Below are 26306 nucleotides of genomic sequence, written 5' to 3'. Positions count from 1 at the left end.
TGCGAAAAAAATATAATATAACCTCCTTCTCTCCAATAAAGCGATTTCAATATTTAGCATTAGAGGGATGCTGTCGTATCCCTCTCCAGAAAGGCCGGGGCATATCGGTGTACAGCGGGCGGCGCCTCTTCTTCGTTCATGAGATCAAATAAGAGCGAAGCCGCTTTTTCACCGATCGCAAAAGCCGGCTGGTCTATGGCTGTAATCGCTGGATTGTAAACACTTGCCAGCGGCATATCATCAATGCTGATAATACTTAAATCTTCAGGAATGCGTATGCCCTCTTCCTTGCAGAAATTCAATACTTCTATCAAGGTCAAGTCATTGCTTGCAAGTAATGCTGTCGGCTTATGTTGTTTCTGAAATTCTGTTTTCAGCCGGGCCGGCATCGTTTCTAAATCATGGGAATAGATAAACTCTTCCTGCAGCGGAAGCCCGTATTTACGCATGGCTTTTTTAAATCCGGAAAGCCTTTCTGTTCTAGGTGTCATCGTCGGCTTCAGCGGCGGCACGGCAAATCCTATATGCTGATGGCCTTTTTCAACAAAATGAGAGACCGCCATGTCCGATGCCTGTTCATTATCGGTGAGTACTGTGCTGACCTGCAGTTCCGGAATAATCCGGTCTACAAATACCAGCGGGATATTCTGCTCCAGCAGTTCCCGGTACAGTGCTTCGTTGTCCCCCGCCGGAAAAATGATAAACCCATCGACCTGTTTCGCCTGCAGCATTTGGACATATTTTTGTTCTTTCTTTGGATCTTCGTCGGTGTTGCAGACTATGACATGAATATTCTGTTCATTACAGGCATCTTCCACCGCCCGGATCACATGAGTCGAGAAGCCGTGTAAAATATTGGCAACGATAATACCTATCGTAAATGTTTTTTTCTGCTTTAAACTTCGTGCTAAAAAGTTCGGAGAATACCCCAGTTCCATGATGCTTTCCCGGATGCGCTGTTTGGTCTCCTCCCCCATATATTCAAAACGTTTATTCAAATATTGGGATACCGTACTCTTTGAAATCTCAGCATGTTTGGCCACATCTGAAATCGTAATTTTCTTCCCGTTTTTCATTTGGATTCACCTTTTACCTAAACCGGTTTACTAAACCGGTTTTTCTAAACCGATTTATCTGAATTGTAAGCGATCCCAAAAAAGAAGTCAACAGGCATTTTAAAATCTGCCTCAGGCTCAACGGTGGAGTGCCCCCGCTCAACCGTTGTCCTCGTATCCAGCACTCATTAGTTTAGGTGCGCAGGAGACAGGTTCGATTGAAAAGACAGGGGGCTGATGTATGAGTATTCTTTTGAAAGAGAATTAGCGGGTGGTCTTAGGTAAGATTGTATCGGAAGGGTTTAAACACAAGGGGATAACATGTATAGGAAACATATCTCATGAAAGGAGAATTATTTATTAGATAACTTTTTTAACATATCAATATCTGCTTCATGCTGAATAGAACGGGCAGACAATAAATGTAAAGTGCGCTGCTGTTGCTGCATGATGGCGTCCTGGCTTTCCATATAATGTTCAAAGCTTTCATATGTCTCCGGAATGCGGCCGATTTTTCTCTCGATCCGTTCCAGCGTCTGCTGTAATTGTTCCTGCCCGGACCATAACTTCTTCTGGCCTTCTTCCAGCCTCTCGTAGCTCGTCCATAACTTCTCTTGGCTTTCCTCCAGCCTCTCGTAGCTCGTCCATAGCTTCTCCTGGCCTTCTTCCAGCTTCTCGTAGCTCGTCCATAGCTTCTCCTGGCCTTCTTCCAGCTTCTCGTAGCTCGTCCACAGCTTCTCCTGGCCTGCCTCCAGCCTCTCCTGGCTTTTTTGCAGCTGTACTTGATTGGACACTAACTCTTCCTGCTTGGAGTTCAACGTTTCCTGGCCTTTACGCAAATTATCCTGCCCAGCTTGAAACTGGTGAAAGCGATGATTCATTGCGCTTATCTCTTCTTGAATGTCTTTTAAGATGTCTTCCATGGCTTGCCCTCCTTTCTTTCAAAAGTATTATACCATGAAAAAACCCTTCTGCCCGTAAAAAGCAGGAAAGGGTTCATTTGGAGCAAACTGCCGGGAAGGAGCAGGACGCTCCCCGCAAATAGAAAATATTTGTGTTTGTAGTGAATCCGCCCGGCCTGCCCCGCTGCTAACGGTGGTCCTTGTTTACTTCTTCATTGCGCAGCGTCTGCCTGATTTTTTCATACAGCTGCTTTGATTTGTCTCGTTCCGACGGAGACGTCAACAGGCGGCGCTGATCTCTCCATAAGACGCGCAACAGGTGTTTTTTCTCAGAATCTGTGAGCATCATAACCAGTCTCTCTCCTGACATGGGGTCTTTGCTTGTATTTTACCACAAGAGAAAATCCGGCGGGTTTTTGTTATTAAATCAAGAACATCGTTCTCCAAAAAGACACACAATTGTCTCTTCCTCTGTTATAACAATTCTCTGCTAGGTAAAATAACAACAGGTGATGCAGCAATGGAAAAAAGAACACTCGGGCGTTACGTGAATGAAATGCGACTTAAAAATAACTTATCCCTCCGTGACCTTGCCAAAGAAACCGGCCTCAGTTATTCGTATATTCATTCCATTGAAAATGAACGGGTCATGCCTTCCCGGGACGTAGTAGTGGCACTCTCCAAAGGCCTCGAGGGAGCGCTGCCCGATGAGTTGCTTCGTTTGGGCGGATACCTGCCTGTCCCTGAAGAAAAGGAAGATGAGAACAACGACATAAAACCGGATGTTTTTTCTTCCCGCTTTCAGAAAATCTTCTCCCAAAGCACTTGGACTGAAGAAACCCTCTCCATAAAAACAAATATTGAAAAAACGTTGATTTATAGATGGCTGCGTCCGAATACATACCGCACTTCCAACGACCAAGGTCCTGATATTATCAGTGTTTATAAACTGGCTGCAGCTTTAAAAGTCACTCCCGATTATTTGTCGGGCTATGCGGAACACCCTAACGAAATGGCATCATCCGCGCCCCGCCCAAAAAACCTTCGTCATATCCTTCATTCCGAATCGCTGGTACTGGACCATATTCCTCTTGATGACCAGGTCAAGGAAAAATTGATTGCCCTTATTTATGCCGTATTTGATGACAAATAGTATCTCTTCAGCTGTGCCGGACGTGGCACAGCTTACTTTTTGGACAACAGACCTTTCCGCTGCAGCCGCAGAATCGCAGCCCCCCAGTCCCCTGGATGGAGATACCCTTTGACCCGGATAATGCCGGGAATATTCGTTTGGATCAATACGATGAGATCGATGATCAAAGGCGTGGAGATCCTTCCATGTTCATTGCTCACTCCTAATAAAATAAGAGCTTCCGATTGGTTAAGAAAAGAAGACAAATCGGAATACAGCAAAATAACATCCGTCGTGAATGTCCTCTTTATCTGAATATGAATATGCCACTCTTCTATTTTTCTGATCACCGTTGCTTTTTCAGGATAGCGTACCATATCTTCTTTTCCGACTGCCCGTAAATATTTCGTGATAATCTTATATAATGTTTCCCACTCTCGCTGTGATACGAGGCTGGGTTGCAGATACACTTCTAATGCTTCAAGTTCAATAGGAGACTCAGGCGCCATATAATAACCTCCTGCGGCGAAAGTAGGACTTCTGTATATAATTATATAACAATGTTCTTAAAATAAATACAGAGGACAGCTATTATTGGTACGCTAAGTAAAATTATTTGTTGTTTAAAGGAAAATGGTTTCTATACCCTTCGACTTCCTCTCATGAAGTGTAAATATCCCTGAACATTTTATAGTGTTATCCCCTTCTACTTTTTCCAGCTGCTCTGCGTTTCATTCTATTTATCACCCAAGCAATAAGACCTAAAATTTATATCGTTATGAAGAAAATTCGACAAGTATAACAAGATCCCTGACCCCTTTTTTATTTCCATACTATCTATATATTTCTATTCAATGTAAAAAAAACCCAGCTCCGTAATGCATACAGAGCTGAGTTTTATTCCCTAATAACGTTTGGCACCAAGATAACGTTCATCCCAATAGCTTTCAGTTTTATCGCTGACCGTTACCCCCGTGGATGTCCCGGCATGGATAAATTGATCGTTCCCCGTATAAATGCCGGCATGGGAAGGTCCGTCTTTGTATGTCGTGAAGAAAACAATATCCCCTACCTGCGGTTTTTCTACCGATTCCCCCTGCTCATAGATATCAGCAACGGACCGCGGCAGATCTACGCCGTTTTCTCCGAAGACATACTGCAGAAAGCCGCTGCAATCAAACCCGGATTCCGACGTACCGCCCCATACATAGGGAGTTCCGATCAGCTCTGCTGCATCTGCCACCAGATTGGTCGCATTGACATTCTGGCTGGTAGATTGCTCCGCAGCGGTTTCCTGGGTGGGATTGGCCGAAGCGGGGCCCTGCACCACTTCTTTTATTTTTTCATGCGTTTGAGGACCGGCGATGCCGTCTACCTCAAGGGCATGATCCTTCTGGAAAGCTTTCACTGCTTTTTCTGTCACTTCTCCGAATACACCAGTCGGTTCCATTTTTATATAATCCAGTTCCCGCAGATCTTGCTGCAGCTGTTCCACATTTTCTCCACTGGATTCATAGCGCAGCAAACCGCCGGAACGAGATGATGCATCAGAAACCGATGATTTTTCAGACGACCGGGCGGCCGGAGCCGGATCCTTTTTCAAAACATTAAAGGTTTTAGGGCCGGCCAGCCCATCTGCTTCCAGCTGATTATTGTGCTGAAATTTACGGACGGCTTCTTCGGTCATCGGCCCGTAAATTCCCGTCACATCCTTATTATAATATCCTAAATCCTTCAGCTGCCGCTGCAGGAGGGACACCTCACTGCCTCTGTCTCCACTTTCCAGAATCTTAAACGTCGTGCCCGGCGCTCTGTCAGTCCGGCTTCCCGTAAGGACAGCAGCAGCCGAACCAAGAACGCCCTGCATGGCGGCAAAGGTCTGCGGGCCGGCGATGCCGTCTACCCGAATGCCTGCATCCTCCTGGAATTTTTTCACCGCACGGGCCGTCTTTCTTCCATAATATCCATGCTGTTCTCCCTCATAAAAACCAAGAGAAGTCAGCCGGCGCTGCAATTCTTTTACAGCCGGACTTTCTTCCCCTGTCTTCATGACCGTTGTGCTTCCGAGGCTTACCTTCTCTTCCTCTCTCGCCGCAGCAGCTGTATCCCGGGGCGGTTCTATTTCTTCTTTCAACAGGGAACCAAAGGTCTGGGGTCCCGCGATCCCGTCAACCATTAACTGCTGGTCTCTTTGGTACGATTTGACGGCTGCGGTGGTATGCTCATCGTAGCGCCCGGTCGCTGTCTCGTATGTATAGTATCCTTTCTCCTTTAAAAGACCCTGGAGCTGTTCTACGTCTTCATTTTCCATATCAGGATAGAGCGTGTCATCACCAAAAGCAGCATCTGCCGCTGCCGGAACCGCTAATACAGCACCGGTCACAGCTGCTGAAGCAGCCGCTGCTTTCTTTAGGTCAGCCGTAGAATGAAACACAGCCATCCCCCCCTCTGCCAGGTATGTCAGTACCGATGATACATTTCGATAGAATTTTCTAACTATTATTGTACATGCTTTCTACCTATTTCGCCAACTTTTTTTCACTAAATCGAACAATTTTTATGATTAAACAGGGGGAAAAAGAGGGAATTCTGTAATATTACCGTAAATTTAAAAAAGAGAAAGGATTTTCACTGCGATGAGACATAAAAAATGGTACGTCCACCTGCGGGAAAAGTTTTGGTTCATCCCAACCATTTACAGCATTTTCTCTTTTCTCACGATTTTATTATTTTCTTATCTTATCAGTCTCGCCCCCAACACTTTTTATGTAGAAGCCCCAAGTATGCTGCTGATCACATCAAGTATCGCCAATTCTCTCTACAGCGCGCTGGTGACTGCTTTACTGACTATGACCAGCATCAGCTTTTCCTCGGTGATGGTGGTACTTACCACCTATTCGACACAATTTACGCCCCGGGCCCTGCAGGATTTTATGCAGAGCCGGATTACCCAGCATGTGCTGGGGGTGTTCACGTTCGGCTTTATCTTTGCCGTGATTAATTTACTGCTTGTTTCTCCGGCTGATACCAATCATTTATTTATGCCGATCATCATGATCACCATTGCCATTATCTGTCTCGGCGCTTTTATCTTATTTATTTATCACTCCACAAAATACGTTCAGGTGAACCATTTGATAGGTAAAATCCGTAATGATGCGTCCCGGGTGATCGAAGATGCCTACGATCTTCCTCATTTAACCGCCTATGCCGAATGGGACGAGCGGTTTCCAGAAGACGACCCTCACATTGTCTACGCCCATCGTTCCGGTTACACCCAGCTGCTTGAGCTAGAAAATATCGTAGCCTGGGCCGAGAAGCATGACGTGATCATCGAAAGTCTCATGGAGGTCGGAGACTATATCCATAAAGGAGAACCGATTTTCCAGTATTGGCCGGGCAATGCCGATCAGGATCTGGAGGTACTGCGGGACTGTCTGCTGATTGGAAATGAACGCAGCAACGCCCAGGATATCGAGTTCTCCATGCAGAAACTGGTAGATATTGCGATCCGGGCGATTTCTCCGTCCGTCAATGATCCGCATACGGCCCTGAACTGTATTAACCGCCTGGCCGCTCTGCTCGCCGAAATCAGTATTCGTCATAAATCCCACCGGTACTTCACCGATGACAACGGCAGGCTTCGTTTTATTTTATACCCGAAGCCGTTCCGCACTTACCTGCACCGCAGCTTTTTTCAAATACGGATGTATGGAAAAAATGATATCTCCATCATCGGCGGCTGTATTGATGCCCTGACAATCGTCGCACAAACAGGAAAAGACACCGTCCAGGATGATTTAGGTTCATTTTTTGAATACATGAAAGAAGCCATTAAAGCAGAGGAGCTGAGCTCCTGGGATTATGAGTACTGGCAGGAGCGTCTGCAAAAATTTGAATCGGCTCTTTACAATTAGGTTAAGAGAATATGAAATATTTCTACAGGAGATAGACGCCAGCCGGGTTTTTTGCTAGATTTATCGTAGTCGCTTTGACATCTGATAGAATCCGCAGCAATGGAGGTAGAAACGATGGATAGAAACGTCACAACACTAACAGCAGCGGCGGCGCTTCTTGCAGCCGGCCTACTTTCCGCCTGCAGCTCACCGGGCGATGGAAACCCCGATGTGGAACCTCAGGAAGAACTTGAAGTGGAACCGGAAAAGGATACAGGGGAAGGAATGGAAACCGGAAATTAAAAAAGGGAGACGGACTTTCTTTCGGACATATATTCCGTTAAATAGCAGAAAGAGCGGCCTTCGGCGGTCTTTTCGGACATTTGTTCCGCTATCCGGGTTCTGGACTCCTTTTTTTACGAGGAAAAGGGAAAATAACGGAATAAATGTCCCATCCTCCCTTCAAAATAGGAAAAATCGAAGAAATAACGGAATAAATGTCCTCCCGGAACGCCCCAGCGTTGAGCTGCGTATCTTATTAGAGGGATTTGACATCCACCCCCTGGACAAATTCCACAAATGCCTTCACGATGTTCGTTTGCAGGGAGTCTTCATGGTAATACATCCAAGTTTTCCTTAGAATAGGGGTGCCATCCATCTGTTTCAGCGGTTTGACGTAAAGGTCCGGGTACGGCCGGACCACGAGGTTGGCTAGAAGGGCATAGCCAAGACCGTTGACGACCATTTCTTTGCACGTATCGACTTGATTGACCTGTATGTTGATATAGGGTCTTTTTTTATACCTGCTGTACCACCAGTGGTCCACGATCTGCTTCATCCGTTCATCGGTGTAATAATCAATCCGCGGCATCTCCGGAAGGTCTTCCCACGTAAACGGCCACGGGGAAGCCGCACTAACCTCTTCCTCATATAATAACTCTTTCTGCTCCTGCCAGGGATAATCCCCTTTAATAAAGCTTAAGTGAACGTCATGGTTAAGAACGAGGCGGTGCATTTCACTGCTCCATCCAGTAACAATCCGGCATTCCACGTCAGGATACCTTTCGTTGAATAGACGCAGGAGCTGCGGCATTTTGTTTTTTGCAAAAAAATTGGAAACCCCGACACGCAGGGTGCCTGCCACCTTGTTTTTCATATTGTTTATTGTTTCTTCTAATTCTCTCTGCCGGCGGAGCTCCTCTCCGGCATGAAGCGCTAACTGCTCCCCCTCTGGTGTGAAAGAAACCCCCCTTCTCTTCCGGTTAATAATCGTTATCCCGTAGTGTTCTTCTAAATGTTTGAGGCGGGCGGTGAGGGTCGGCTGGGAGACATACAACATTTGGGCGGCATGAGTAATATTTTTTGTCGCATATAATGAATCAAGCAGTTCCCAGTCTCTGAAATGCACGGTTTTCACCTGCTTTCTCTGTCATTAATTTTTCCTATGGCTGTATATCATTATTTTATATTTTTCCAATTTCTGTGGCTACCTTAGGATGAACATATAGCGTTCTATTAAGGAGGGGAAGGATGAGCACAATACCTGATTACAAACCCGGCCTGGAGGGGGTTATTGCCAGTGAAACCAAGGTATCACTGCTGGATGTCGAACAAGAGGAAATTGTTATCCGCGGATATAACCTGATAGAACTGGCTGAAAAAGTATCCTACCTCGAAGTGGCCGGTCTTCTGCTGAACGGGGAATTACCGGGACGACAGCAACAGCAGGAGATGCAGCAGGAGATCTCCCACTACCTGGAGCTTCCGGACTATCTTACTTCTGTGTTTCCGTTATTTCCATCATCTATGGGCATGATGGATCGGCTGCGCACGGGAGTTTCGATGCTGGCCGGGGAAGCTTTCGATCTGGACGACCGTTCAAAAACTGCCAATAAAAGAAAAACAATGCATCTTTTAGGAGCTCTACCGTCCCTCGTGGCAGGCAGTTACCGATCGAGGGCAAAACAAGAAGTTCTTCGACCGCTCTCCCGGCTATCCTTTAGTGCCAATTTTCTGTATATGATGACCGGCTCTGAACCCAGCCAACGAGAGGCCGACACCTTTGATCAGTCCCTGTCTCTTTACAGTGAACATGAATTGCCGAATTCAACGTTCGCTGCCCGTGTAATTGCTTCCACGAATTCCGACATATACGGGGCCATGACAGGGGCGGTGGCCTCCCTGAAGGGGCCTTTGCACGGCGGTGCCAATGAGGAAGTCATGAAGATGCTGCTGCAAGCACAAACCCCGGAAGGACTGAAAGAACTTTTGTACGCCCGGCTGGCTGCCAAAGAACGAATTATGGGATTTGGCCACCGGGTGTACATGAAAAAAATGGATCCAAGAGCTACCTTAATGAAAAAATCATTATACGACCTCGCGCAGGACAAAAATAGAATGGACCTCTATGAATTATGCGAGCTGGGGGAAACCATCATGGCTCAGAAGAAAGGACTTTATCCCAATCTGGATTACTATGCCGCACCTGTCTATTACCTTCTCGGCATCCCAATTGAATTGTACACCCCTGTCTTTTTTGCTGCCCGGGCCGCCGGGATTGGCGCTCATATTATCGAGCAGCAGGAAAATAACCGCCTGTTCCGACCGCGCGTCCGCTACACCGGTCCGCGTGGATTACACCCTTGAAGCGTGGAAAGAAAGAGGAGGATTCGATGAAAGATACCCAGAAAACAGATTCACTATTAATCAACATCGCGGATTATGTCTGCGACTACGACATTACCAGGGAAGAAGCGTATGATACCGCACGATATGTGTTGATGGACACACTTGGCTGCGGGATGCTGGCGCTTCGATATCCGGAATGCACCAAATTGCTGGGACCTGTCGTACCCGGTACGTCTGTGCCAAACGGGACCAGAGTGCCAGGGACCCAGTTCGAGCTGGATCCTGTCCTTGCCGCTTTTAATATCGGCGCGATGATCCGCTGGCTGGATTATAATGACACCTGGCTGGCCAAGGAATGGGGGCACCCTTCCGATAACCTCGGCGGGATTCTCGCTGCGGCGGATTACATCAGCCGGCAGCGCCTTGCGGAAGGGAAAACGCCGTACCTGATGCAGGACGTCTTGACGGCCATGATTAAAGCTCATGAAATTCAGGGAATCCTTGCGCTCGATAACAGTTTTAATAAAGCAGGGCTCGACCATGTCCTATTAGTGAAAGTTGCCACTACGGCTGTCGTCACCCGTATGCTGGGCGGAAACAGGCAGCATGTCATCAATGCCCTTTCTAACGCCTGGATCGATAATGCCAGCTTACGAACCTACCGGCACTTTCCGAATGCCGGCTCCCGCAAGTCATGGGCTGCCGGAGATGCGGGCAGCCGTGCTGTATGGCTGGCGCTGATGGCGGTCCGTGGTGAAATGGGCTATTCTTCCGCTTTAAGTGCGGAAAAATGGGGATTTCAGGATGTCTTGTTACAGGGAAACGAGGTCACCCTCTCTCGTCCTTTTGACTCGTATGTGATGGAAAACATCCTGTTTAAAGTGTCATTCCCGGCGGAGTTTCACGGGCAGACGGCGGTGGAATGCGCGATTCAGCTTCATCCTGAGGTCAAAGACCGCCTTGATGATATTGACAGCATCGAGATTACCACCCACGAAGCAGCGATCCGAATTATCGATAAAGAAGGCCCGCTTTTTAACCCAGCTGACCGGGACCACTGTCTTCAGTACATGACAGCCATTGGTCTCTTATGTGGGGAATTAAACGCTGATCACTATGAAGAAGAGACAGCGGCCGATCCCCGCATTGATCAGCTGCGCTCCTTGATGAGCGTGACAGAAAATAAAGCATTCAGTCAGGATTATCTGGAGCCATCGAAACGATCCATCCCCAATGCGGTTAGTGTTCATTTTTCGGACGGAACCCAGACGGATACCGTTATGATCGAATATCCCCTCGGCCACCGAAACCGCCGGGAAGAAGCAAAACCATATTTGATTGAGAAATGCCGGAACAATATGAAAACCCGCTTCCCGGCTCAGCAGGTTCAGGAGCTCATGGACGTCCTGGAGGACAACTCCTCCCTTGCTGCCATGAGTGTGCCGGATTTTATGAAACAATGGAGAATATAAGGAGGAATGCAGAGTGAGTTGGTATGTAGAACAGTCTGTCCCGCAGGAACAGCTGGCTCAGGCATTCAAGCAGCGAATTCAGCAGGACAGCATTCTTAAACTTCCGGGCGTGCATGACAGCATGGCTGCCCTGCTGGCGAGAAAGACAGGATTTGATGCCATGTATTTGTCCGGGGCTGCTTATACAGCAAGCCGCGGCCTCCCGGATCTGGGGATCGTCCACTCCACCGAACTTGCGGACCGGGCCCGGGATATCGTCCGCGCCGCTAAACTCCCCCTTCTGGTTGACATCGACACCGGCTTTGGCGGAGTCCTGCATGCCGCACGTACCGCACGGGAGATGACAGAAGCAGGCGTCGCAGCCGTTCAGATCGAGGACCAGGCCCTGCCCAAAAAGTGCGGGCATTTGAATGGGAAAGTTTTAATCGAAGCAGAAGAAATGGTCAATAAAATTCGCATGATAAAAGAAGTTGCTCCTACGCTGGCCGTCATTGCAAGAACGGATGCCAAAGGCGTAGAAGGGATTGATGAAGCCGCTGCCAGGGCCAAAACGTATGCAGCCGCCGGAGCGGACGGGATATTTCCGGAAGCCTTAACTTCGGAAGACGAGTTCCAGTATGTGAAAGAGCGGGTCGATGCTCCGCTCCTGGCTAATATGACGGAATTTGGACGAACCCCTTATTTTACAGCCGAACAGTTTGAACAGTGGGGCTACCGAATGGTAATCTATCCGGTTACCTCCCTCCGTGCCGCAGCAAAAGCAGTGGAACGGGTGTTCAAAGAAATTCAGGAAACCGGTACGCAAAAAGGGAGGCTTGAGGACATGCAGACAAGAGAAGAATTGTATAACCTCATCGGATATCTCGACTACGAAGCGCTCGATGAAAAAATTGCCAAAACTGAACTTCCTCCGGTTGATTAACTTTTCATTACAAATCAGCCAGCTTATAACCAGGTCTTAAGAACAGTGCCGTAATATTGGGAAAGGAGAGACAGCTGCAATGGAAACGTATGAATTTGGATAGAGTGAAGGTAGCCCCGGCCAATGAGGGCTACCTTACTTTATGATTTAAAGAGAGAGAAATACTATCTATCCCTTTACAAATACGGTTTTTATAGAAGTGAAAAATTCTTTAGCTGCTTCTCCTTGTTCTCGTGAATGAGAACTGGATTTCTTCATACCGCCAAAGGGGGCTTGTAATTCAACACCAGCACTTTCTGCATTCACCCTTACAAGACCAGCTTCTATGTCATCCATGAAGTCAAGCATTTGTTGAATATCTTTTGTGAACACAGAAGCGCTTAATCCAAATTCTACATTATTAGCTAATTCGATAGATTCTTCAAAATTGTCAGCTTTTATTAAAGCTAATACAGGTCCAAAAATCTCTTCTTGGGCAATGGCCATGTCTGTGGTTACGTTATCAAATACAGTAGGCTCAACATAATATCCTTTTGCAAAACTACCTTGAGTTAGCCTGGAACCACCCGCAACTAGTTCAGCGCCTTCTTTTACACCCTTTTCAATATAGGATAAAACATTATCCAATTGAGATTCACTAGCGCAGGGGCCCATCCATGTTGTTTCTTCCAAACCATCGCCAACATTAATTTCTGAAACTTTTTGAAGTAACTTTTCTTTAAATTCTTCATATACGTCTTTTTCGACTATCACTCGACTTGTGGCTGTACACTTTTGACCGGTGGATTTTAATCCCCCACTAACAGTAGCTGTAGCAGCTAAATCTAAATCAGCAGATTTCGTCACAATAACAGGATTTTTCCCTCCCATTTCCAATTGGTATTTAATCCCTCTTTTAAGCGCTTCCTGTCCAATTTGTTTACCAACAGTATCTGAACCTGTAAATGTAATGCCCGCTACTTCCTCATTAGTAGTTATTGCATTACCTACTTCTGATCCAGAACCAGAGACAAGATTTATAACCCCCTCAGGAAAACCTGCTTCTTCTAAGCATTTAAATATTTTAATTGCGGTAATACAGGCTCCATTGGCTGGTTTGATAACAACGGTATTTCCATAAATAAGAGCAGGGGCCATTTTCCAAATTGGAATAGCTACTGGAAAATTCCAAGGTGTGATCACCCCGACCACCCCTAATGGAGCTCGAATCGTGTGCATTAACGCATCTTTATCACTTGAAGGGATAACATCTCCGGTCTTTCTCATACCTTCCCCGGCGTAATATCTTAATATAGCAACACCACGATTTGTTTCTCCTAAAGCTTCGGGAAATGTTTTTCCCATTTCTCTAGTCATAGTTCTAGCAATATCTTCTTTGTTTGCGTCCAGTACCTCAGCCGCTTTATATAAATACTCGCCTCTTGATGGGCCACTCATTTTCTTCCATTCTGTTTTAGCTTTTTTTGCGGCAAGTATTGCTTTCTCTGCATCTTTAGAAGAAGAAGCAGGTACGTTCCCGAGCACATCATCTGTATTAGCCGGATTAATTACTTTCGTCCACCGATCAGTCGTGGATGATGCCCACTGTCCTTCTATATAATTATAAAAAGAGTCAACCATAAACAAATCCTCCTATATAGCCTTATGCTGATTAATATAGATACGAAAACCTTCAAATATTAGTTTAGCGACCGTTGCTCCCGGATCTTGTTTCCCTTTTGAATTTTCTTGGTAACGTGCCCCTCTTCCTTTATTAGACTGCATTTCTATCGTTTGTTTCATTCCAACTTCAGCAGCCTTGTAAGCTTCTAAAATCATTGTCTCAATGGATGCATTTTTTTCCTTTTCTAATGCTTTTACAGCAGGAGTTAGAGCATCTAAAATCGTTTTATCGCCTATTTCTGCCTTGCCACGTGATTGAATACCATCATTTATTTGGTTAAATAACTCAACTAAATCTGATTGATCTAAAGATTCTTTCCCTTTTAATGATTTACTTGCTTTTATAAAACCAGATCCAAGCAAGGTTCCCATTGTTGAAGGGGCTTTTTCTGACATAACAGACCCACAGGTCCTAAAAAATTGTCCGAAATCGCCCAAAGACTGTTTTTCTTGCAGTTCCTTCTTAACAAACGAAAATCCAGAGGCCATCGTTACACCAATATCTCCATCCCCTAAGACCCCGTCAAGTTCACAAAGATAATTTTTATTATCGTTCATTAAGGTGCTGATTTCAGAAAAAATGTTTTTAAAGTCGTCTATATTTAATGAATTCATACCTAACCTCCTAATTTACAAAGACGATTGTTCATGAAAAGGAGTACTAAAAGGTAGTTCTAATAAACTTCTTATTTCTTCATTAGTATTTAAGAGGGAAATGGAGAGCCCTGTCATTTCCAATGACGTTGCATACTGCCCTACGTAAGCTTTACAAATATCTATTCCTTTATCTTTAAGAATAAGAGAAACTTTTCTATATACTATATACAACTCTTCGAGAGGTGTAGAGCCCAGCCCATTAATTAAAACAGAAACGTTTTCTACTTTTTCGTTACCATAATCTTGTAAGATTTTCTCTATTAAATTGGAAGCAATTTCATCGGCTGTTTGTAATGAACCTTTTTCGATACCTGGTTCTCCGTGGATGCCCATCCCAATTTCCATAGAATCCTCTTCAATCGTAAAAGCTGGCTTCCCGACATTTGGAAGGACGCAGGGAGATAATGCCACCCCTATTGTTTTAACTTGATTATTAACCTTTTCAGTAAACTCTTTGAGTTCTTCTAAATTGGCACCTTGTTCAGCTTTTGCTGCTGCAAGCTTATATAGATAAAAAATTCCGGCTACGCCTCTTCTATCTTCCTTCTGTTCAATGGGCATAGAAGCAATGTCGTCTTTACCAATAACCGTTTCTACTCGAATACCATCTTCTTCTGCCATTTCAGCAGCCATATCAAAATTCATGACATCTCCGCTATAATTTCCATAGATATAGAGAACACCTTTACCCGATTCAACTGCTTTTGTCGTATCTAACATTTGCTGAGCACTTGAGGCTGTGAAGACTTCACCTACGGAAGCTCCGTCTACCATTCCTTTCCCAATGTAGCCAAGAAATAATGGCAAGTGTCCGGCTCCTCCCCCTGTCACAATTGCTACTTTATTTTCGACGGGGGCATCTGCCCGAACTAATGCTTTATTATCTTCCCGCACACTACGAAGTTTATTAGGATGAGCCGATAACAGCCCTTCTAACGTTTCATTTATAAAGTTTTCAGGCTCATTCATAAACTTTTTCATCGATTTCCACCCCACTTGATAATAGAAGGAAAAACACTCAACATTTGTAAAAGTTGAATATTTTCCCTTTTCTATATAATTATTTATTTTGCTTAACACCAAGTAAACCAACATTTTCTAAAGCTTCACTTATTTTTTTAGATTCTTCATTTGAGACTGGCTGATGAGGAGACCTAGGTTTACCGCAATCTCTTCCTTGGAGCCTTAAAGCTTCTTTAATTTTTGCGGGCATATTAGGTTCTTTAACCGAGTTCCATACTTTTAGAAGATCTTCATGTAGCTTTCTTGCTTCTTCAAATTTGAAATTTCGCACTTTATTCCATAACTCAATAGTGAGATTAGGAGTTACAGTTGGCAAAGCCGCCAGCGCTCCATCTGCTCCCATAGCAAAAGCGGGGAAATGCAAGTTGTCCACAGCAGCTAGCACAGAAATCTTCCCTTTTACTTCTGCCAATTCATTAGCCAAAAGGTCCATATCTCCAGCACTTTGTTTGACAGCAATAATATATGGAAGATCGGCCAACTCTTTAATCGTATCAATGGATGCTAAAGCCCAGGGTACGACATTATAAATTATAATTGGTAAATCTACAGCCTCACCAATATCTTTAAAGTATTTAATCGTATCCTCTTTAGAGGTACTAAAAAGATAGTGCACTGGAGTTACCTGTAATATATCCACACCTACATTTTTTAAAGCTTTCCCATATTCAATTACTTGATAAGTAGAGTTTTGAATGATACCGCCTACGACAGGAATTTTTCCCTGGACTTCTTCTACTACAATTTTGCACACTTTTGCACTTTCTTCCGCCGATAAAGTATGCCCCTCTCCGGTTGACCCACAGGCACAAATCCCATCGATATCTGTAGTAAGAAGATATTGGACTTCTTTTCTTAGCATTGATTCATTGATCGTATCATCGTCATTGAAAGGGGTTACAATAGTTGAAATAATGCCTTGAACTTTTTCATGTTTCAAAATAATTCCTCCTAATAATCTGAAATGTGATATTCTAGATTTCACAAATATTATAATGGACAAAAAGAAATAATAAAACACCTTTTTATAAAAAATTTTCAAAAAATTTTTTTGACATAAAAATACCCTTTTGATATTCTAGATTCCAGAAGTGATATTCTAGATTTCAGATTGTAGTTGAAGGAGGGATAAAAAATTTTATTAAATCAAACGGTGACCGACCAGGTTTTTGACATTTTAAAAAATAAAATTATCAACGTGGAAATTGCTCCAGGGGAAAAAATTGATTTTGAAAAACTGCAAAACGATTTAGGTATAAGTAAAACACCTTTAAAAGAAGCATTGCAAAAACTAGAATTTGAAGGCTTTGTATTCATTAAACCTAGATCAGGCTCTTATGTACTAAAACCTAACAAAAACAAATTAATTCAAATTTATGATCTTAGAGAAGCTGTGGAATGGAAAGCAATCCAGCTCGCTATTAATAATATTTCTAAAGATGAGCTGAACAATTTACAGAAAGCAGTCCATGAAGCTGATATGGAAATCGAAGAAGGTAGATTTGATCAATTTTTTGAAACCGATGTTGAACTGCACAAGCTCATCTGCAATCAAAGCGCCAATGAATACATTATAAGAACCAAAGAAATGATTGATTCCCATGTCCACTGGTATCGAATATTGGGGGCTACGAGTAAATCCAGAGCCTATAAATCAAGTAAACGACACAAAGAAATTTTAGATGCTGTAATAGCCCAAGATACACAATTAGCAAGCGAATTAATGAGCATTCACATTCAAGAGGTAAAAGAAGCAACACTGGAAGATATTGACGAGTATTATTTATCTTAATATTAGGGGGAGAAGTATTATGAATAAGAAGTGGATTGTACTGGTAACAATTATTTTTGTAAGCGTTTTTATAGCAGCCTGTGGAAGTGAATCTTCTTCATCTGAAGGAAATGGTGAGGAAGCGGAATCTCAAGGGAGTGAGTCAGAATCCGAAAATAATGACAGCGCTTCAGCTGAACTTCCTGAAGGAGATATTCAAACCATGATTCCTGTTGCTGAAGGGGGCGGCACTGATACAACACACCGGGGCCTCGCAGATATTGTTGAAGAATATTTAGATAGAAATGTGGTAGTGAATAACGTTACTGGTTCTGGAGGTAGTGTAGGGTTTTCAGAAGCAGCAAATTATGAAGGAGATGGCTCCCATTTGTTTTCTTACACCTCAGAAATTTTCACTCTCCCAATATATCAGGAGAATACAGGGTTTAAACCTGAAGATTTTAAACCATTGTTGAATATTAGTCATGACCCTGCAGCTATAGTTGTGTCAGCAGATTCAGAATACGAAACCCTGGATGATTTTATTCAAGCAGCAGAAGAAAATCCTGGACAGATAAGTATTGGAAATTCAGGTTTTGGTAACATATGGCACCTTTCTGCCACTGCCTTTGAAAAAGAGGCGGGAATTGAATTTAAACAGGTTCCATATGATGGAGCTGCTGAAACAGTACAGGCAACTTTAGGCGGTCATATTGATTCCTTTGTTGCAAGTCCTCCAGAGGTCGCCTCCCAAGTGGAAGCAGGAGAACTTCGCATTTTAGCAACGATGGCGGAAGAAAGATCAGAACATTTTCCAGATGTACCTACACTTTCTGAAAATGATATTGAAATTTCCATTGGTACCTGGAGAGGACTCGGGGTTCCATCGGATACCCCTAATGAAATTGTTACTAAATTGGAAGAAGCATACTCTCAAGCAATCAACTCCGAAGAATTTGAACAGTTCATGGATGAACAAGGAATGAATATCAGATTCATGAATAATGAAGATTTTACTGAATTTGTAGAAAATGAGCGCCCACGTTTTGAGCAATTAGCCCAAGAAGCAGAAGCACAAGAAGAATAGAGGAAATTCCGGGTGATGTAGATGAAAATTTATTTTAATAACAGCACAATGATAGGGATTTTACTAGTAACAGCCTCCGTAATATATATATATGCAGCTATGCAACTTCCCGGGGGGGCCAATAGTTTAGGTCCCTCTTTTCTCCCAATTTTAGTAGGTTGTTTATTAATTATTTGCAGTGTGATCTTTTTAATAAATGAACAAATAGAGAATAAGAAACAAGCGAGCTCTGGTGAAAATGAATCATCTCCCACTATAGACAAAAAACATTTTCTTTTAGTGATTTACTTGATTATTTATTTACTAGTTCTTAGGCATTTTGGTTTCTTATTAACAAGCATCCCTTTATTATTTTTTATCAATCGCTTATATGGAATGAAAGGTATGATCAAGCCTCTACTTGTGGCTGTTTTTTTACCCATTATCATATATTTTCTATTCCAGTCGTTATTAGGTGTACCATTAAACTTAATTTAAATAAAGGAGGAGGGAGGGATGGAACTTCTAAACGGATTTGTAACGGTTTTCACAAGTGGTGGAATAGTATTTGTCATATTAGGAGCTTTATTGGGAATCATTTTAGGGGCTCTGCCTGGGTTGACCTCAACGATGGCACTCGCTATTTTAGCTCCTTTAACATTTGGGTTTGATACGTTATTAGCTTTGTGTATGCTTATGGGGGTTTATATCGCTGGAATTGCCGGAGGCGCAGTACCAGCGATTGCTCTGAACATGCCTGGGACCCCGGCATCTGCAGCCACTGCCATTGACGGCTATCGTTTGTTTAAAGAGGGAAATCAAAGCAATACTTTAAAAATGTCCTTTCTCGTATCTGGGTTAGGCGTCATTTTTAGTGGTATTATACTCGTCACTCTTGCTCCTCTCATAGCTCAATTTGGATTATTATTTAGTGCTCCAGAATATTTTGCCTTAGGAATGTTAGGCGTTACTATTATCATTTCTATATCAGGTAAATATATGATAAGAGGGATCATAGCAGCTTTGATAGGTTTTGCAATTGCTTTTATAGGAACAGATCCTACAAGCGGTATACCTCGATTTACGTTTGGAATGTATGAACTTAATGGGGGCATTTCATATATACCAGCATTAATTGGATTATTTGGTCTCTCTGAGGTTTTTCATTTCACTGAAAATACAATAAAGAGCAGAGATATTAGCCAACAACAAAATAAACAAATGAATAATTGGAAAAGATTTATTCCCACTTTTTTTAGATCTTCAACTATCGGAACATTTATAGGTTCTATTCCTGGAGCAGGCGCGGATATAGCATCATGGACAAGTTATGATGTTGCTCAAAAGTTTGCTAAAAAAGGGGATAAATATGGGCGTGGGGAAATGAAAGGAGTCATTGCATCAGAGTCTGCTAATAATGCTAACGTGGGTGGGGCACTTATTCCAATGATGACATTTGGAATACCTGGTGATGGCCAAACAGCGATGTTGATCGCTTTTCTTCTCATTCATGGTTTAGATCCCGGCCCATTGATTTTTGAAAATCAATCTACGCTAGTATGGGCCATGTTTGCTAGTGTATTCTTAGCCAGTCTGTTAGTTATAATTTACGGGTTATCTTTAAGTACGTTGATTATTAAGATAGTAAATCAACCATTAATGTTCATCTATCCAGCTGTGATCATGTTTTGTTTAGTAGGAGCATTTGCTATTAACAATAACATATTTGATGTTTATGTAATGTTTTGTTTTGGTGTCTTAGGATTTTTAATGAAGAAAACGGAATTTCCTATTCCTCCGTTGATGCTAGCTTTGATTTTAGCGCCGATGATAGAAAAAAATCTCATGCGTGGATTATTAATTGAAAATGGAAATTTTCTTATGTTTTTCGCTAGACCGTTATTTCTGACTATTATGGGTATAGGAATAGTCATGCTTATCATCACACTAGTCCTTAGAAAAAAAACTCCTCAAGAAGTGTAATATCTTTCTACTCTACTAGTTTTTTGTAGATAGATTAGTGTTTTTTTAACAATTCGACTATGACTTCTCTTCTGCTTTTCTATGGCTCTGCAATGTAGAAAATTAATGTACTACTCTGTTTTGTAGTATTAATTCAATGAGAAGGCACCAATTAAGTCGGGCGGCATGGAAGGTTCAACCCAAAAAAAATTAAAACTAGCTTGCTTCTAAAAAGTCCCAGGGCCAAGGCCTGCCGGGACTTTCTTTTATTCCTGTACGTATCGTCTGGCACTGTGATAGCTGCCGGCATAGTCTGATTCTGAAATCATCACTTTTTCCACCGTTCTGTCCGAGTTAGGCGAATGAATCATGCGGCCGTTTCCGATGTACATGCCGACATGGTGGACCTCTCCGGTTCCGCCGTTACGGGCAAAGAAAACCAAATCTCCGGCCTGAAGGTTTTCCCTTTCCACCGACGTTCCCTGCCGGGCCTGATCTTTGGAATCACGCGGAATATTGATCCCATGGGCTTTGAAGATCGTATGCGTAAAGCCGGAGCAGTCAAAGCCGAAACCGGACACCCCTGCCCACAAGTAAGGCAGATCCATAAAGGAGGCCGCAGTCTCCACGAGATCTTCCCGGTCCGGAGCCGGAATGTCCTCCTCCTTTTCATAGATCACCAGATCGTCCCGGGACGCCCATTTGTTTCCGTCGGAGGGCGTGGCAACCAGCACTTTTTCCTCGTTTTTAAAAACAACGGGAAGCCTGGTATTAAAACTAACCTCAAGGCTTTCCGTATGGAGGGAGCGTTCGTCATAAAGGTAGGTGGTTGGAGCGGTTACCGAGGCCGTACTTTGCTGCTGCAGCGCTTCAAACCGCGGGCTTTCCGTGATTTGTTCTTTCGGCACCCATCCCGGGTATCCTGCCTCATGAAGCGGGGTGTCCTGCTCCTCTACTGCTATTTTCGCCCACTCTCCCCCTTCTTCCAGCACTTCCACTTCCATTCCGTACAATGCCTGGGTATCTAAATTCCCAAGCAGCCCCCGCTTCTGTTCTGCCGACATAGATTCCGTCCATTCCCACGGTTCCACCGGGTTGGTGAGCGCCGGAGCATCCACCTCTCTCGGCGCCTCCGGGTCCGACCAGACAGACAAAACCGAGACATCCACATAATGCTGGGGTTCCTCCATAACCGGTTCCGTCTGCTGGGAGGATATTTTTTCGGCAAAGACGGGCGGCAGCATGAGGCCGGCAAGGGAAAATGCAATGATATTCTTCAGAAAAATAACAGGCAGCCTCCTTCTTTTATGTAACAATGATAGTTTTCATTATAAAAGGTTTCCTATCTATCTACAATCCTCCTTCCACATCCGGAGAAAAGAAAAAATGGAAAGAGGGATCTTCCCCCTTTCCCATTCCTCCTTTAATGCGCCATCATTTCATGAGCAATTTCATGTCCATCCATTTCTGAAGGATAGTATGTCGGCCAGTTTGTGACTTCATCCAGCAAGGCTTCCCGATCATCTCCCCAATACAGGTGGTAGTGGTCCGCTTCTGTCGGATAAATACTATGATCGCTGAATTGAATGTACTCGGGAGCTTGGTCCGCTTCTTCTTCCAGCTGAAATATATACCTTACTCCTCTATTTCCCGCCTCATATGTTAAAATTTCATACCCGTCGTAGGTATATTCTCCAGAATATTCTTCACCGTCTTCAAAAAATGTTACCGTCCCTTCCTCTCATCACGATGCGGTCCACCTCAGTTTCATACCCTTCCTCGTAATATTCCTTATATTCTTCTTCGGTCATCTCCTCATCCTGTTCCGCTTTGTAAGCAAACACCTCGTCCAGCGTGCCGTCCTGCAGGTATGGGTAGACCGACTGCCAGTCCCCTTCCCATTCAGAAAGAGAACGATCCTCGACCTGGCTGTCTTCAAAATAGCCTTCATAGATCTGCTGGGCTTCTTCATCCTCTGCATGACTATGATCGTGCTCATGGTCATGGTCATGACCGTGCTCCTCCTCTTCCTGCGTATTGTTTTCCGATGGTTGTTCCTTTTCTTCCGTAGATTCTTCTGAAGAAGAATTTGCTTCATTATCGGCAGACCCTTCTTCGGAGGAATCTGACGTCTGGCACCCCACGGCCAGGATGGAACTGATAGCTAACGAAGAAACCCCTTTGGCAAATGATATTCTCACTTCCAGCACTCCTTTTTAAATCGTAATAGTTACGATTTAAATTATATATACTTCTTGCTGGAAACGTCAAGGAAAAACACACCAAATTCCCCGAAAATTTACTTCCTACGAGAAAACGCTAGGGCGAGACAAAAGTAGCAATCTATGAAAGAGTGAATCGATTGGCTTCGCTTTCCGTACATAAAAAGTAGAACAACTTGCCATTTCCTTATGGAAATTCCAGTTCCATCCGTTGTATACTAACAATGGCAAGAAATGTTATTTACATTTACTATAGGAGGGTACAACATGAAAAAATTTAGCGGAATTGCTTTATCCGCCACGCTTGCTGCTTCTTTAACATTCCCGGCTGCAGCAGGAGCTCAGGATTCTTTCAGCGATATAGGTGATAGTTTCTGGGCAAAAGACGCCATCAGCCACTTACAGGAGCAGGGGATCATTACCGGCTACAGCGATGGCTCGTTTGGGCCGAATGATGAGGTAACCCGAGGCCAGGCTGCGTTGATGCTTGCTGAAGCGATGGAGTTAAACACAGCCAATCGTCCGGATCCCGGTTTCTCTGACATTGACGAAGATTCTGAATGGTATGCGGCCGTTGCAGCGGTCGCCGATGAAGGAATTATCGAAGGCTACGACGATGAATTCCAGCCGAATGAACCGCTGACACGGGCCCAAATGGCCAAGGTTCTGGCGGAAGCCTATGATTTATCCGGAAACGGCGACAGTGAGTTTTCGGATATCTCCGAAGATTTCTGGGCCTATGAATACATTGATGCCCTTGCCGCCAACGATATCGCAAGCGGTTATGAAGACGGTACTTATCAACCTGGAGACACAACAACAAGAGCCCAATTTGCTACATTCGTCCGTAACAGCATAGATGATGGGGAGGACAATGAATCAACTCCAGAAGTAGATGAAGAAATCGCCGGAGTCCTTGAAGATGTCATGGCCCAGCAGCAGGAACTCGACTCTTACACTTTTGATGGATCGGTTGGTTTGATCCTGGATGTTCCAATGGAAGATGAAAATCTATCCGAGGAAGAGCAGGAGATGCTGGAAGAATCCATGAATATGGAAATGGATATCCGCGGCACATTCCAGAAAGATCCTCTCCTTACAGAGGCTATTGTCGAACAGGAGATTCCACAATTCGATGAAACGGTCGAAAATGTTTCCCTGGCAACCGAGGATGCCAGCTATCAATATATTACCGATGCTGCCTTCATGGGATATCCGGAAGACTGGCAGGATAAATATATTGAAATGAAGTATGAAGATATATTTGACGGGGAAACTCCGGAAAACCTCTATGATATGGAGCAGCAGCAGGAAATGATGGAAGAAGTCTATGACGTGCTGCTTGAAAACTTCGGAACCCAGTACTTTGAGCTGCAGGACAGTCATGAAGCGATTCCGGAAGATGTCGACTATGAGCAGGTGCTGACGTTTGAAATTACCAATGACGACCTGGATGAATTAACTACCATTCTTGAAGAAGAAGTATTGCCGGAACTGGAGCCGATCCTTGAAAATCCGGGGTCCGCGTCTTCTGTCTTCAGTGCCGTTGGCTCAAACGTGCAGGCCTTAGATGAAGAAAATGCGATTCCGGAAGAAGACATTTCGGAAGAAGATATCGAAGAACTCTTGGAAAATCTGAATCTCGAAACCTTTGAAATGCATCAGGCGATTAATGAGGATAATAACATTGTCTATGACGCCGGCGAAGTCGAAGTAAGCTACAGCGATGAAGAGCAGGGCGACATGTCCTTTGGTTTCAACTATGGGCTTGCTTCCAGCGGCTTCAATGAGGACGTCACCTTTGAATACGGCCTGCCGGAGAGCGAAGATGACATCATCTCCTATGATGAGCTGATGGATTGGCAGGAAGAACAAATGCAGGACTTTGAAGAAATCGAAGAAGAAGATTTAGAAAACCTGGAGTAATATCAAAAAAACGACCCTTCCTTTTTTGGAAGGGTTGTTTTTTTGATTACTTTTACAGCGCTTTCGCCGCAGGCAGAAGCTTTCTGCTGATTTCATCCAAAGTCTTCAGCACAGGGAAGCATCCGATATACCGTCTAGCGGAAGGCATGCTGGGAAACTGGAGGACAGCAGTGCGAAAACACTTTGTCCTCGTGGCCTCCACTGGGAAATGGAGATCACGAGGCTTTCCTTTTTTGCTTTTTGTGGGCCCCAAAATCGTTTGGAAACCAATCCCTTTTCTTATCCCTTTGCCATTGGGTTCAACAGCTAAGTTGGAGGACACTAAGAGCTTCGTAACAGTGGTTCACGTCCTCCCCCACTGCTGCTGGATCTGCCAGTGAAGGTCGAGGAAACGAAGTCAAGGCTCTCGTTCGCGTCCTCTCCAATTACTGCTCCCTAAGCATCCAGGCCATCCGGGCCCTGGGGGGGCAGCCATCAGCATCTTACTTTTGGATTACGAAAAAAGAAAAACTTCTCACCTTGCGTCGCCGACTTTCTTTATCTTTAAATTCTAACTTTTCTTACATCTATCATAACATTTGTTTATTTTAATGAAAGCGTTTACGTATTACACTTACCTTACATTTACTATCACCCGGTGAAAGGAGGGGAATTCCTGTGAAATCAACGATAAAGGAGGAGATGAAGGGATGCAGATCAAAAACAGGGGGTTGATATTTTCTTTCCTGGGTGTCTTTCTATTAAGCGCCTGCGGCGGAGAAGAAAATGCCGATAGTGAGTCGGAAGAACAGGACCAATCCTCCGATGCAGATCAGATCGAATTGCGTGTGGCGTGGTGGGGCGGCCAGGAAAGACATGATCAAACGCTCGAAATGATTGAGCTTTATGAAGAAAAAAATCCAGATGTCACGATAGAAGCGGAATATTCGGGCTTTGACGGTTACTTTGACCAGCTCTCCACCCAGTTTGCCGCCGGCAATGCCCCGGATATTATTCAATACGGCGGGAACTTGAATGACTTTGTCTCCCGCGATGTGGTGCTGCCGTTAGATGATTATGTCGGGGAAGAACTGGATCTCAGCAATCATGATGAAGCGATGGTGGAGGCAGGAACATTTGATGATCAGTTTTACGGTGTCACCTTAGGAACCAATGCCTGGGGGGTTCTCATCAATGAGACGTTATTTGAAGAAGCAAACGTGTCCCTCCCCGGGGAAGAATGGACATGGGACGATTTTGATCAAACCGCGGCAGAGTTAACCGAGGCTTTAGACGGCGTTTATGGAACGGAATATTTTGACCATAACGGATTTGGTATTTTTGTGGATCAGCGCGGCAAGATTTTACATGAAGATGGGGAACTGGGGATTAATCAGGAGGATGTAGAAGCCTGGTTCAGCCACTGGGAAGCCATTAGAGATCACGGCGGAGTGGTACTGCCCGAGATACAGGCTGCTTCCTCTACGACGCCGGAACAGTCTATGATCGTACAGGGAGAAGTAGCGATGCAGCTCATTCCGAGTAATTTATACGGGGCGCATAACAACGCGACCGAAGATGACCTTGCGTTCCATATTCATCCCTATAATGAAGAAGGCCGGCACGGTGTTTCCTTGAGACCGAGCCAATTTATGGCCGGTTATTCGGAAACCGAGCACCCGCAGGAAGTGGCTGAATTTCTGGATTTTATGGTTAATGATCCGGAGGCCACCGAGATTTTAGGCAGCAACCGGGGAGTCCCGGTGAACGCAGAAGTAAGGGCAAATTTAATAGAGTCTGCCTCAGAGGAAGACAAGGTCATGTATGAATATGTGGACTGGGTCAGCAGCACTTCTGATTCCCCGTACGTGCCTAATCTTCCCGGCTACAATGAAACGGAAGCCCTTTTCCAGGAAATGAGCGAAAGCATTGCCTTTGATCAAATCAGTATTGAAGAAGGGGCAGCAGAATATTGGCAGTCTCTGCAAGAGATTGTGGAAAATAATACCGAGGATTAATCTAGAAGGATCG

23 protein-coding genes and 1 pseudogene are annotated in these 26306 nt (G+C 44.3%); 12 read left to right on the top strand and 12 right to left on the bottom strand.

Going from position 1 to position 26306, the window contains the following annotated elements; genetic code table 11:
- Nucleotides 1-59: 59 nt before the first annotated feature.
- The 3 genes from G475_RS0114420 to G475_RS27275 all read right to left on the bottom strand — a co-directional run bounded on the left by G475_RS0114420 (nucleotide 60) and on the right by G475_RS27275 (nucleotide 2306).
- Entirely contained in the window at nucleotides 60-1076 is a 1017-nt protein-coding gene (locus G475_RS0114420; RefSeq protein WP_035711288.1) for a LacI family DNA-binding transcriptional regulator, read from the bottom strand.
- A gap of 332 nt (nucleotides 1077-1408) precedes the next feature.
- Entirely contained in the window at nucleotides 1409-1978 is a 570-nt protein-coding gene (locus G475_RS0114415) for a hypothetical protein (protein ID WP_026701886.1), read from the bottom strand.
- A gap of 166 nt (nucleotides 1979-2144) precedes the next feature.
- The gene (locus G475_RS27275; protein ID WP_156911719.1) at nucleotides 2145-2306 is read right to left on the bottom strand and encodes a hypothetical protein; all 162 of its coding nucleotides are present in this window, start codon (nucleotides 2304-2306) and stop codon (nucleotides 2145-2147) included.
- A 171-nt stretch (nucleotides 2307-2477) separates the two neighbouring features.
- Between G475_RS27275 and G475_RS26445 the strand changes: the two genes are divergently transcribed.
- Nucleotides 2478-3110: a helix-turn-helix domain-containing protein gene (locus G475_RS26445; protein ID WP_051302546.1), complete on the top strand. Its 633-nt coding sequence runs from the start codon at nucleotides 2478-2480 to the stop codon at nucleotides 3108-3110.
- A gap of 32 nt (nucleotides 3111-3142) precedes the next feature.
- On the opposite strand, the gene G475_RS0114400 is transcribed toward G475_RS26445, so the two are convergent.
- Together G475_RS0114400 and G475_RS0114395 are read right to left on the bottom strand one after the other, a co-directional pair.
- A complete protein-coding gene (locus tag G475_RS0114400) occupies nucleotides 3143-3598 on the bottom strand; it encodes a hypothetical protein (RefSeq protein ID WP_026701885.1) in 456 nt (151 codons plus the stop codon).
- 395 nt (nucleotides 3599-3993) lie between these two features.
- On the bottom strand, nucleotides 3994-5523 hold the full coding sequence (locus tag G475_RS0114395; protein ID WP_169728527.1) for a C40 family peptidase: 1530 nt from the start codon (nucleotides 5521-5523) through the stop codon (nucleotides 3994-3996).
- A gap of 202 nt (nucleotides 5524-5725) precedes the next feature.
- Here G475_RS0114395 and G475_RS0114390 point away from each other — a divergent pair, with 202 nt between their 5' ends.
- The gene (locus G475_RS0114390; RefSeq protein WP_026701883.1) at nucleotides 5726-7006 is read left to right on the top strand and encodes a DUF2254 domain-containing protein; all 1281 of its coding nucleotides are present in this window, start codon (nucleotides 5726-5728) and stop codon (nucleotides 7004-7006) included.
- Nucleotides 7007-7120: 114 nt separating this feature from the next.
- Nucleotides 7121-7288, top strand: a complete 168-nt coding sequence (locus tag G475_RS27270) for a hypothetical protein (protein WP_156911717.1) — start codon at nucleotides 7121-7123, stop codon at nucleotides 7286-7288.
- 235 nt (nucleotides 7289-7523) lie between these two features.
- Here G475_RS27270 and G475_RS0114375 read toward each other — a convergent pair whose 3' ends face one another.
- Entirely contained in the window at nucleotides 7524-8393 is an 870-nt protein-coding gene (locus tag G475_RS0114375; RefSeq protein WP_026701882.1) for a LysR family transcriptional regulator, read from the bottom strand.
- A 122-nt stretch (nucleotides 8394-8515) separates the two neighbouring features.
- On the opposite strand from G475_RS0114375, the gene mmgD reads away from it, so the two are divergent.
- Genes mmgD through prpB form a run of 3 tightly spaced genes read left to right on the top strand, consistent with a single transcriptional unit; the run spans nucleotide 8516 to nucleotide 12007 of the window.
- On the top strand, nucleotides 8516-9631 hold the full coding sequence (gene mmgD / locus G475_RS0114370; RefSeq protein ID WP_026701881.1) for a citrate synthase: 1116 nt from the start codon (nucleotides 8516-8518) through the stop codon (nucleotides 9629-9631).
- Nucleotides 9632-9657: 26 nt separating this feature from the next.
- The gene (locus G475_RS0114365) at nucleotides 9658-11085 is read left to right on the top strand and encodes a bifunctional 2-methylcitrate dehydratase/aconitate hydratase (RefSeq protein ID WP_026701880.1); all 1428 of its coding nucleotides are present in this window, start codon (nucleotides 9658-9660) and stop codon (nucleotides 11083-11085) included.
- A gap of 13 nt (nucleotides 11086-11098) precedes the next feature.
- Nucleotides 11099-12007 (top strand): methylisocitrate lyase, encoded by a 909-nt coding sequence (prpB, locus tag G475_RS0114360; protein ID WP_026701879.1) that lies wholly within the window; start codon nucleotides 11099-11101, stop codon nucleotides 12005-12007.
- A gap of 168 nt (nucleotides 12008-12175) precedes the next feature.
- Here prpB and gucD read toward each other — a convergent pair whose 3' ends face one another.
- From gucD to G475_RS0114340, 4 genes are all read right to left on the bottom strand, one after another.
- On the bottom strand, nucleotides 12176-13627 hold the full coding sequence (gene gucD, locus G475_RS0114355; RefSeq protein WP_026701878.1) for an alpha-ketoglutaric semialdehyde dehydrogenase GucD: 1452 nt from the start codon (nucleotides 13625-13627) through the stop codon (nucleotides 12176-12178).
- A gap of 12 nt (nucleotides 13628-13639) precedes the next feature.
- Complete coding sequence (dhaL, locus tag G475_RS25200; protein WP_035711287.1) at nucleotides 13640-14284, bottom strand: dihydroxyacetone kinase subunit DhaL; 645 nt, start codon at nucleotides 14282-14284, stop codon at nucleotides 13640-13642.
- Nucleotides 14285-14299: 15 nt separating this feature from the next.
- Nucleotides 14300-15307: a dihydroxyacetone kinase subunit DhaK gene (locus G475_RS0114345; protein ID WP_026701877.1), complete on the bottom strand. Its 1008-nt coding sequence runs from the start codon at nucleotides 15305-15307 to the stop codon at nucleotides 14300-14302.
- Nucleotides 15308-15386: 79 nt separating this feature from the next.
- Nucleotides 15387-16289, bottom strand: a complete 903-nt coding sequence (locus G475_RS0114340) for a dihydrodipicolinate synthase family protein (protein WP_026701876.1) — start codon at nucleotides 16287-16289, stop codon at nucleotides 15387-15389.
- 213 nt (nucleotides 16290-16502) lie between these two features.
- Between G475_RS0114340 and G475_RS0114335 the strand changes: the two genes are divergently transcribed.
- The 4 genes from G475_RS0114335 to G475_RS0114320 are packed head-to-tail and all read left to right on the top strand — an operon-like array spanning nucleotide 16503 to nucleotide 20169.
- Nucleotides 16503-17141, top strand: a complete 639-nt coding sequence (locus tag G475_RS0114335) for a GntR family transcriptional regulator (protein ID WP_026701875.1) — start codon at nucleotides 16503-16505, stop codon at nucleotides 17139-17141.
- A 19-nt stretch (nucleotides 17142-17160) separates the two neighbouring features.
- Complete coding sequence (locus G475_RS25195; protein WP_035711285.1) at nucleotides 17161-18207, top strand: tripartite tricarboxylate transporter substrate binding protein; 1047 nt, start codon at nucleotides 17161-17163, stop codon at nucleotides 18205-18207.
- A gap of 21 nt (nucleotides 18208-18228) precedes the next feature.
- On the top strand, nucleotides 18229-18684 hold the full coding sequence (locus tag G475_RS0114325; RefSeq protein WP_026701874.1) for a tripartite tricarboxylate transporter TctB family protein: 456 nt from the start codon (nucleotides 18229-18231) through the stop codon (nucleotides 18682-18684).
- A gap of 18 nt (nucleotides 18685-18702) precedes the next feature.
- Nucleotides 18703-20169 carry a tripartite tricarboxylate transporter permease gene (locus G475_RS0114320; RefSeq protein ID WP_026701873.1) on the top strand — a complete coding sequence of 489 codons (1467 nt, stop codon included), beginning with the start codon at nucleotides 18703-18705 and terminating at the stop codon, nucleotides 20167-20169.
- 245 nt (nucleotides 20170-20414) lie between these two features.
- On the opposite strand, the gene G475_RS0114315 is transcribed toward G475_RS0114320, so the two are convergent.
- Nucleotides 20415-21464, bottom strand: a complete 1050-nt coding sequence (locus G475_RS0114315) for a C40 family peptidase (RefSeq protein WP_233275788.1) — start codon at nucleotides 21462-21464, stop codon at nucleotides 20415-20417.
- 107 nt (nucleotides 21465-21571) lie between these two features.
- Nucleotides 21572-22349: pseudogene (locus G475_RS25190) on the bottom strand (ZinT/AdcA family metal-binding protein).
- Between the two features lie 288 nt (nucleotides 22350-22637).
- On the opposite strand from G475_RS25190, the gene G475_RS26440 reads away from it, so the two are divergent.
- Entirely contained in the window at nucleotides 22638-24296 is a 1659-nt protein-coding gene (locus G475_RS26440) for an S-layer homology domain-containing protein (protein ID WP_051302544.1), read from the top strand.
- A gap of 689 nt (nucleotides 24297-24985) precedes the next feature.
- On the top strand, nucleotides 24986-26293 hold the full coding sequence (locus tag G475_RS25180; protein ID WP_051302542.1) for an ABC transporter substrate-binding protein: 1308 nt from the start codon (nucleotides 24986-24988) through the stop codon (nucleotides 26291-26293).
- Nucleotides 26294-26306: the final 13 nt, after the last annotated feature.

Source organism: Salibacterium aidingense DSM 18341 (genome assembly GCF_000429685.1).
Taxonomy (GTDB): Bacteria; Bacillota; Bacilli; order Bacillales; family Marinococcaceae; genus Salibacterium; species Salibacterium aidingense.
The sequence above is the reverse complement of the archived record's forward strand: the minus strand, read 5'-3'. Positions and strand labels throughout refer to the sequence as shown.

Coding starts and splice junctions, on each gene's coding strand:
- G475_RS0114420 (WP_035711288.1), bottom strand. CDS start 1,076: ATGAAAAACGGGAAGAAAATTACGATTTCAGATGTGGCCAAACATGCT.
- G475_RS0114415 (WP_026701886.1), bottom strand. CDS start 1,978: ATGGAAGACATCTTAAAAGACATTCAAGAAGAGATAAGCGCAATGAAT.
- G475_RS27275 (WP_156911719.1), bottom strand. CDS start 2,306: ATGATGCTCACAGATTCTGAGAAAAAACACCTGTTGCGCGTCTTATGG.
- G475_RS26445 (WP_051302546.1), top strand. CDS start 2,478: ATGGAAAAAAGAACACTCGGGCGTTACGTGAATGAAATGCGACTTAAA.
- G475_RS0114400 (WP_026701885.1), bottom strand. CDS start 3,598: ATGGCGCCTGAGTCTCCTATTGAACTTGAAGCATTAGAAGTGTATCTG.
- G475_RS0114390 (WP_026701883.1), top strand. CDS start 5,726: ATGAGACATAAAAAATGGTACGTCCACCTGCGGGAAAAGTTTTGGTTC.
- G475_RS27270 (WP_156911717.1), top strand. CDS start 7,121: ATGGATAGAAACGTCACAACACTAACAGCAGCGGCGGCGCTTCTTGCA.
- mmgD (WP_026701881.1), top strand. CDS start 8,516: ATGAGCACAATACCTGATTACAAACCCGGCCTGGAGGGGGTTATTGCC.
- G475_RS0114365 (WP_026701880.1), top strand. CDS start 9,658: ATGAAAGATACCCAGAAAACAGATTCACTATTAATCAACATCGCGGAT.
- gucD (WP_026701878.1), bottom strand. CDS start 13,627: ATGGTTGACTCTTTTTATAATTATATAGAAGGACAGTGGGCATCATCC.
- dhaL (WP_035711287.1), bottom strand. CDS start 14,284: ATGAATTCATTAAATATAGACGACTTTAAAAACATTTTTTCTGAAATC.
- G475_RS0114345 (WP_026701877.1), bottom strand. CDS start 15,307: ATGAAAAAGTTTATGAATGAGCCTGAAAACTTTATAAATGAAACGTTA.
- G475_RS25195 (WP_035711285.1), top strand. CDS start 17,161: ATGAATAAGAAGTGGATTGTACTGGTAACAATTATTTTTGTAAGCGTT.
- G475_RS0114325 (WP_026701874.1), top strand. CDS start 18,229: ATGAAAATTTATTTTAATAACAGCACAATGATAGGGATTTTACTAGTA.
- G475_RS0114320 (WP_026701873.1), top strand. CDS start 18,703: ATGGAACTTCTAAACGGATTTGTAACGGTTTTCACAAGTGGTGGAATA.
- G475_RS26440 (WP_051302544.1), top strand. CDS start 22,638: ATGAAAAAATTTAGCGGAATTGCTTTATCCGCCACGCTTGCTGCTTCT.
- G475_RS25180 (WP_051302542.1), top strand. CDS start 24,986: ATGCAGATCAAAAACAGGGGGTTGATATTTTCTTTCCTGGGTGTCTTT.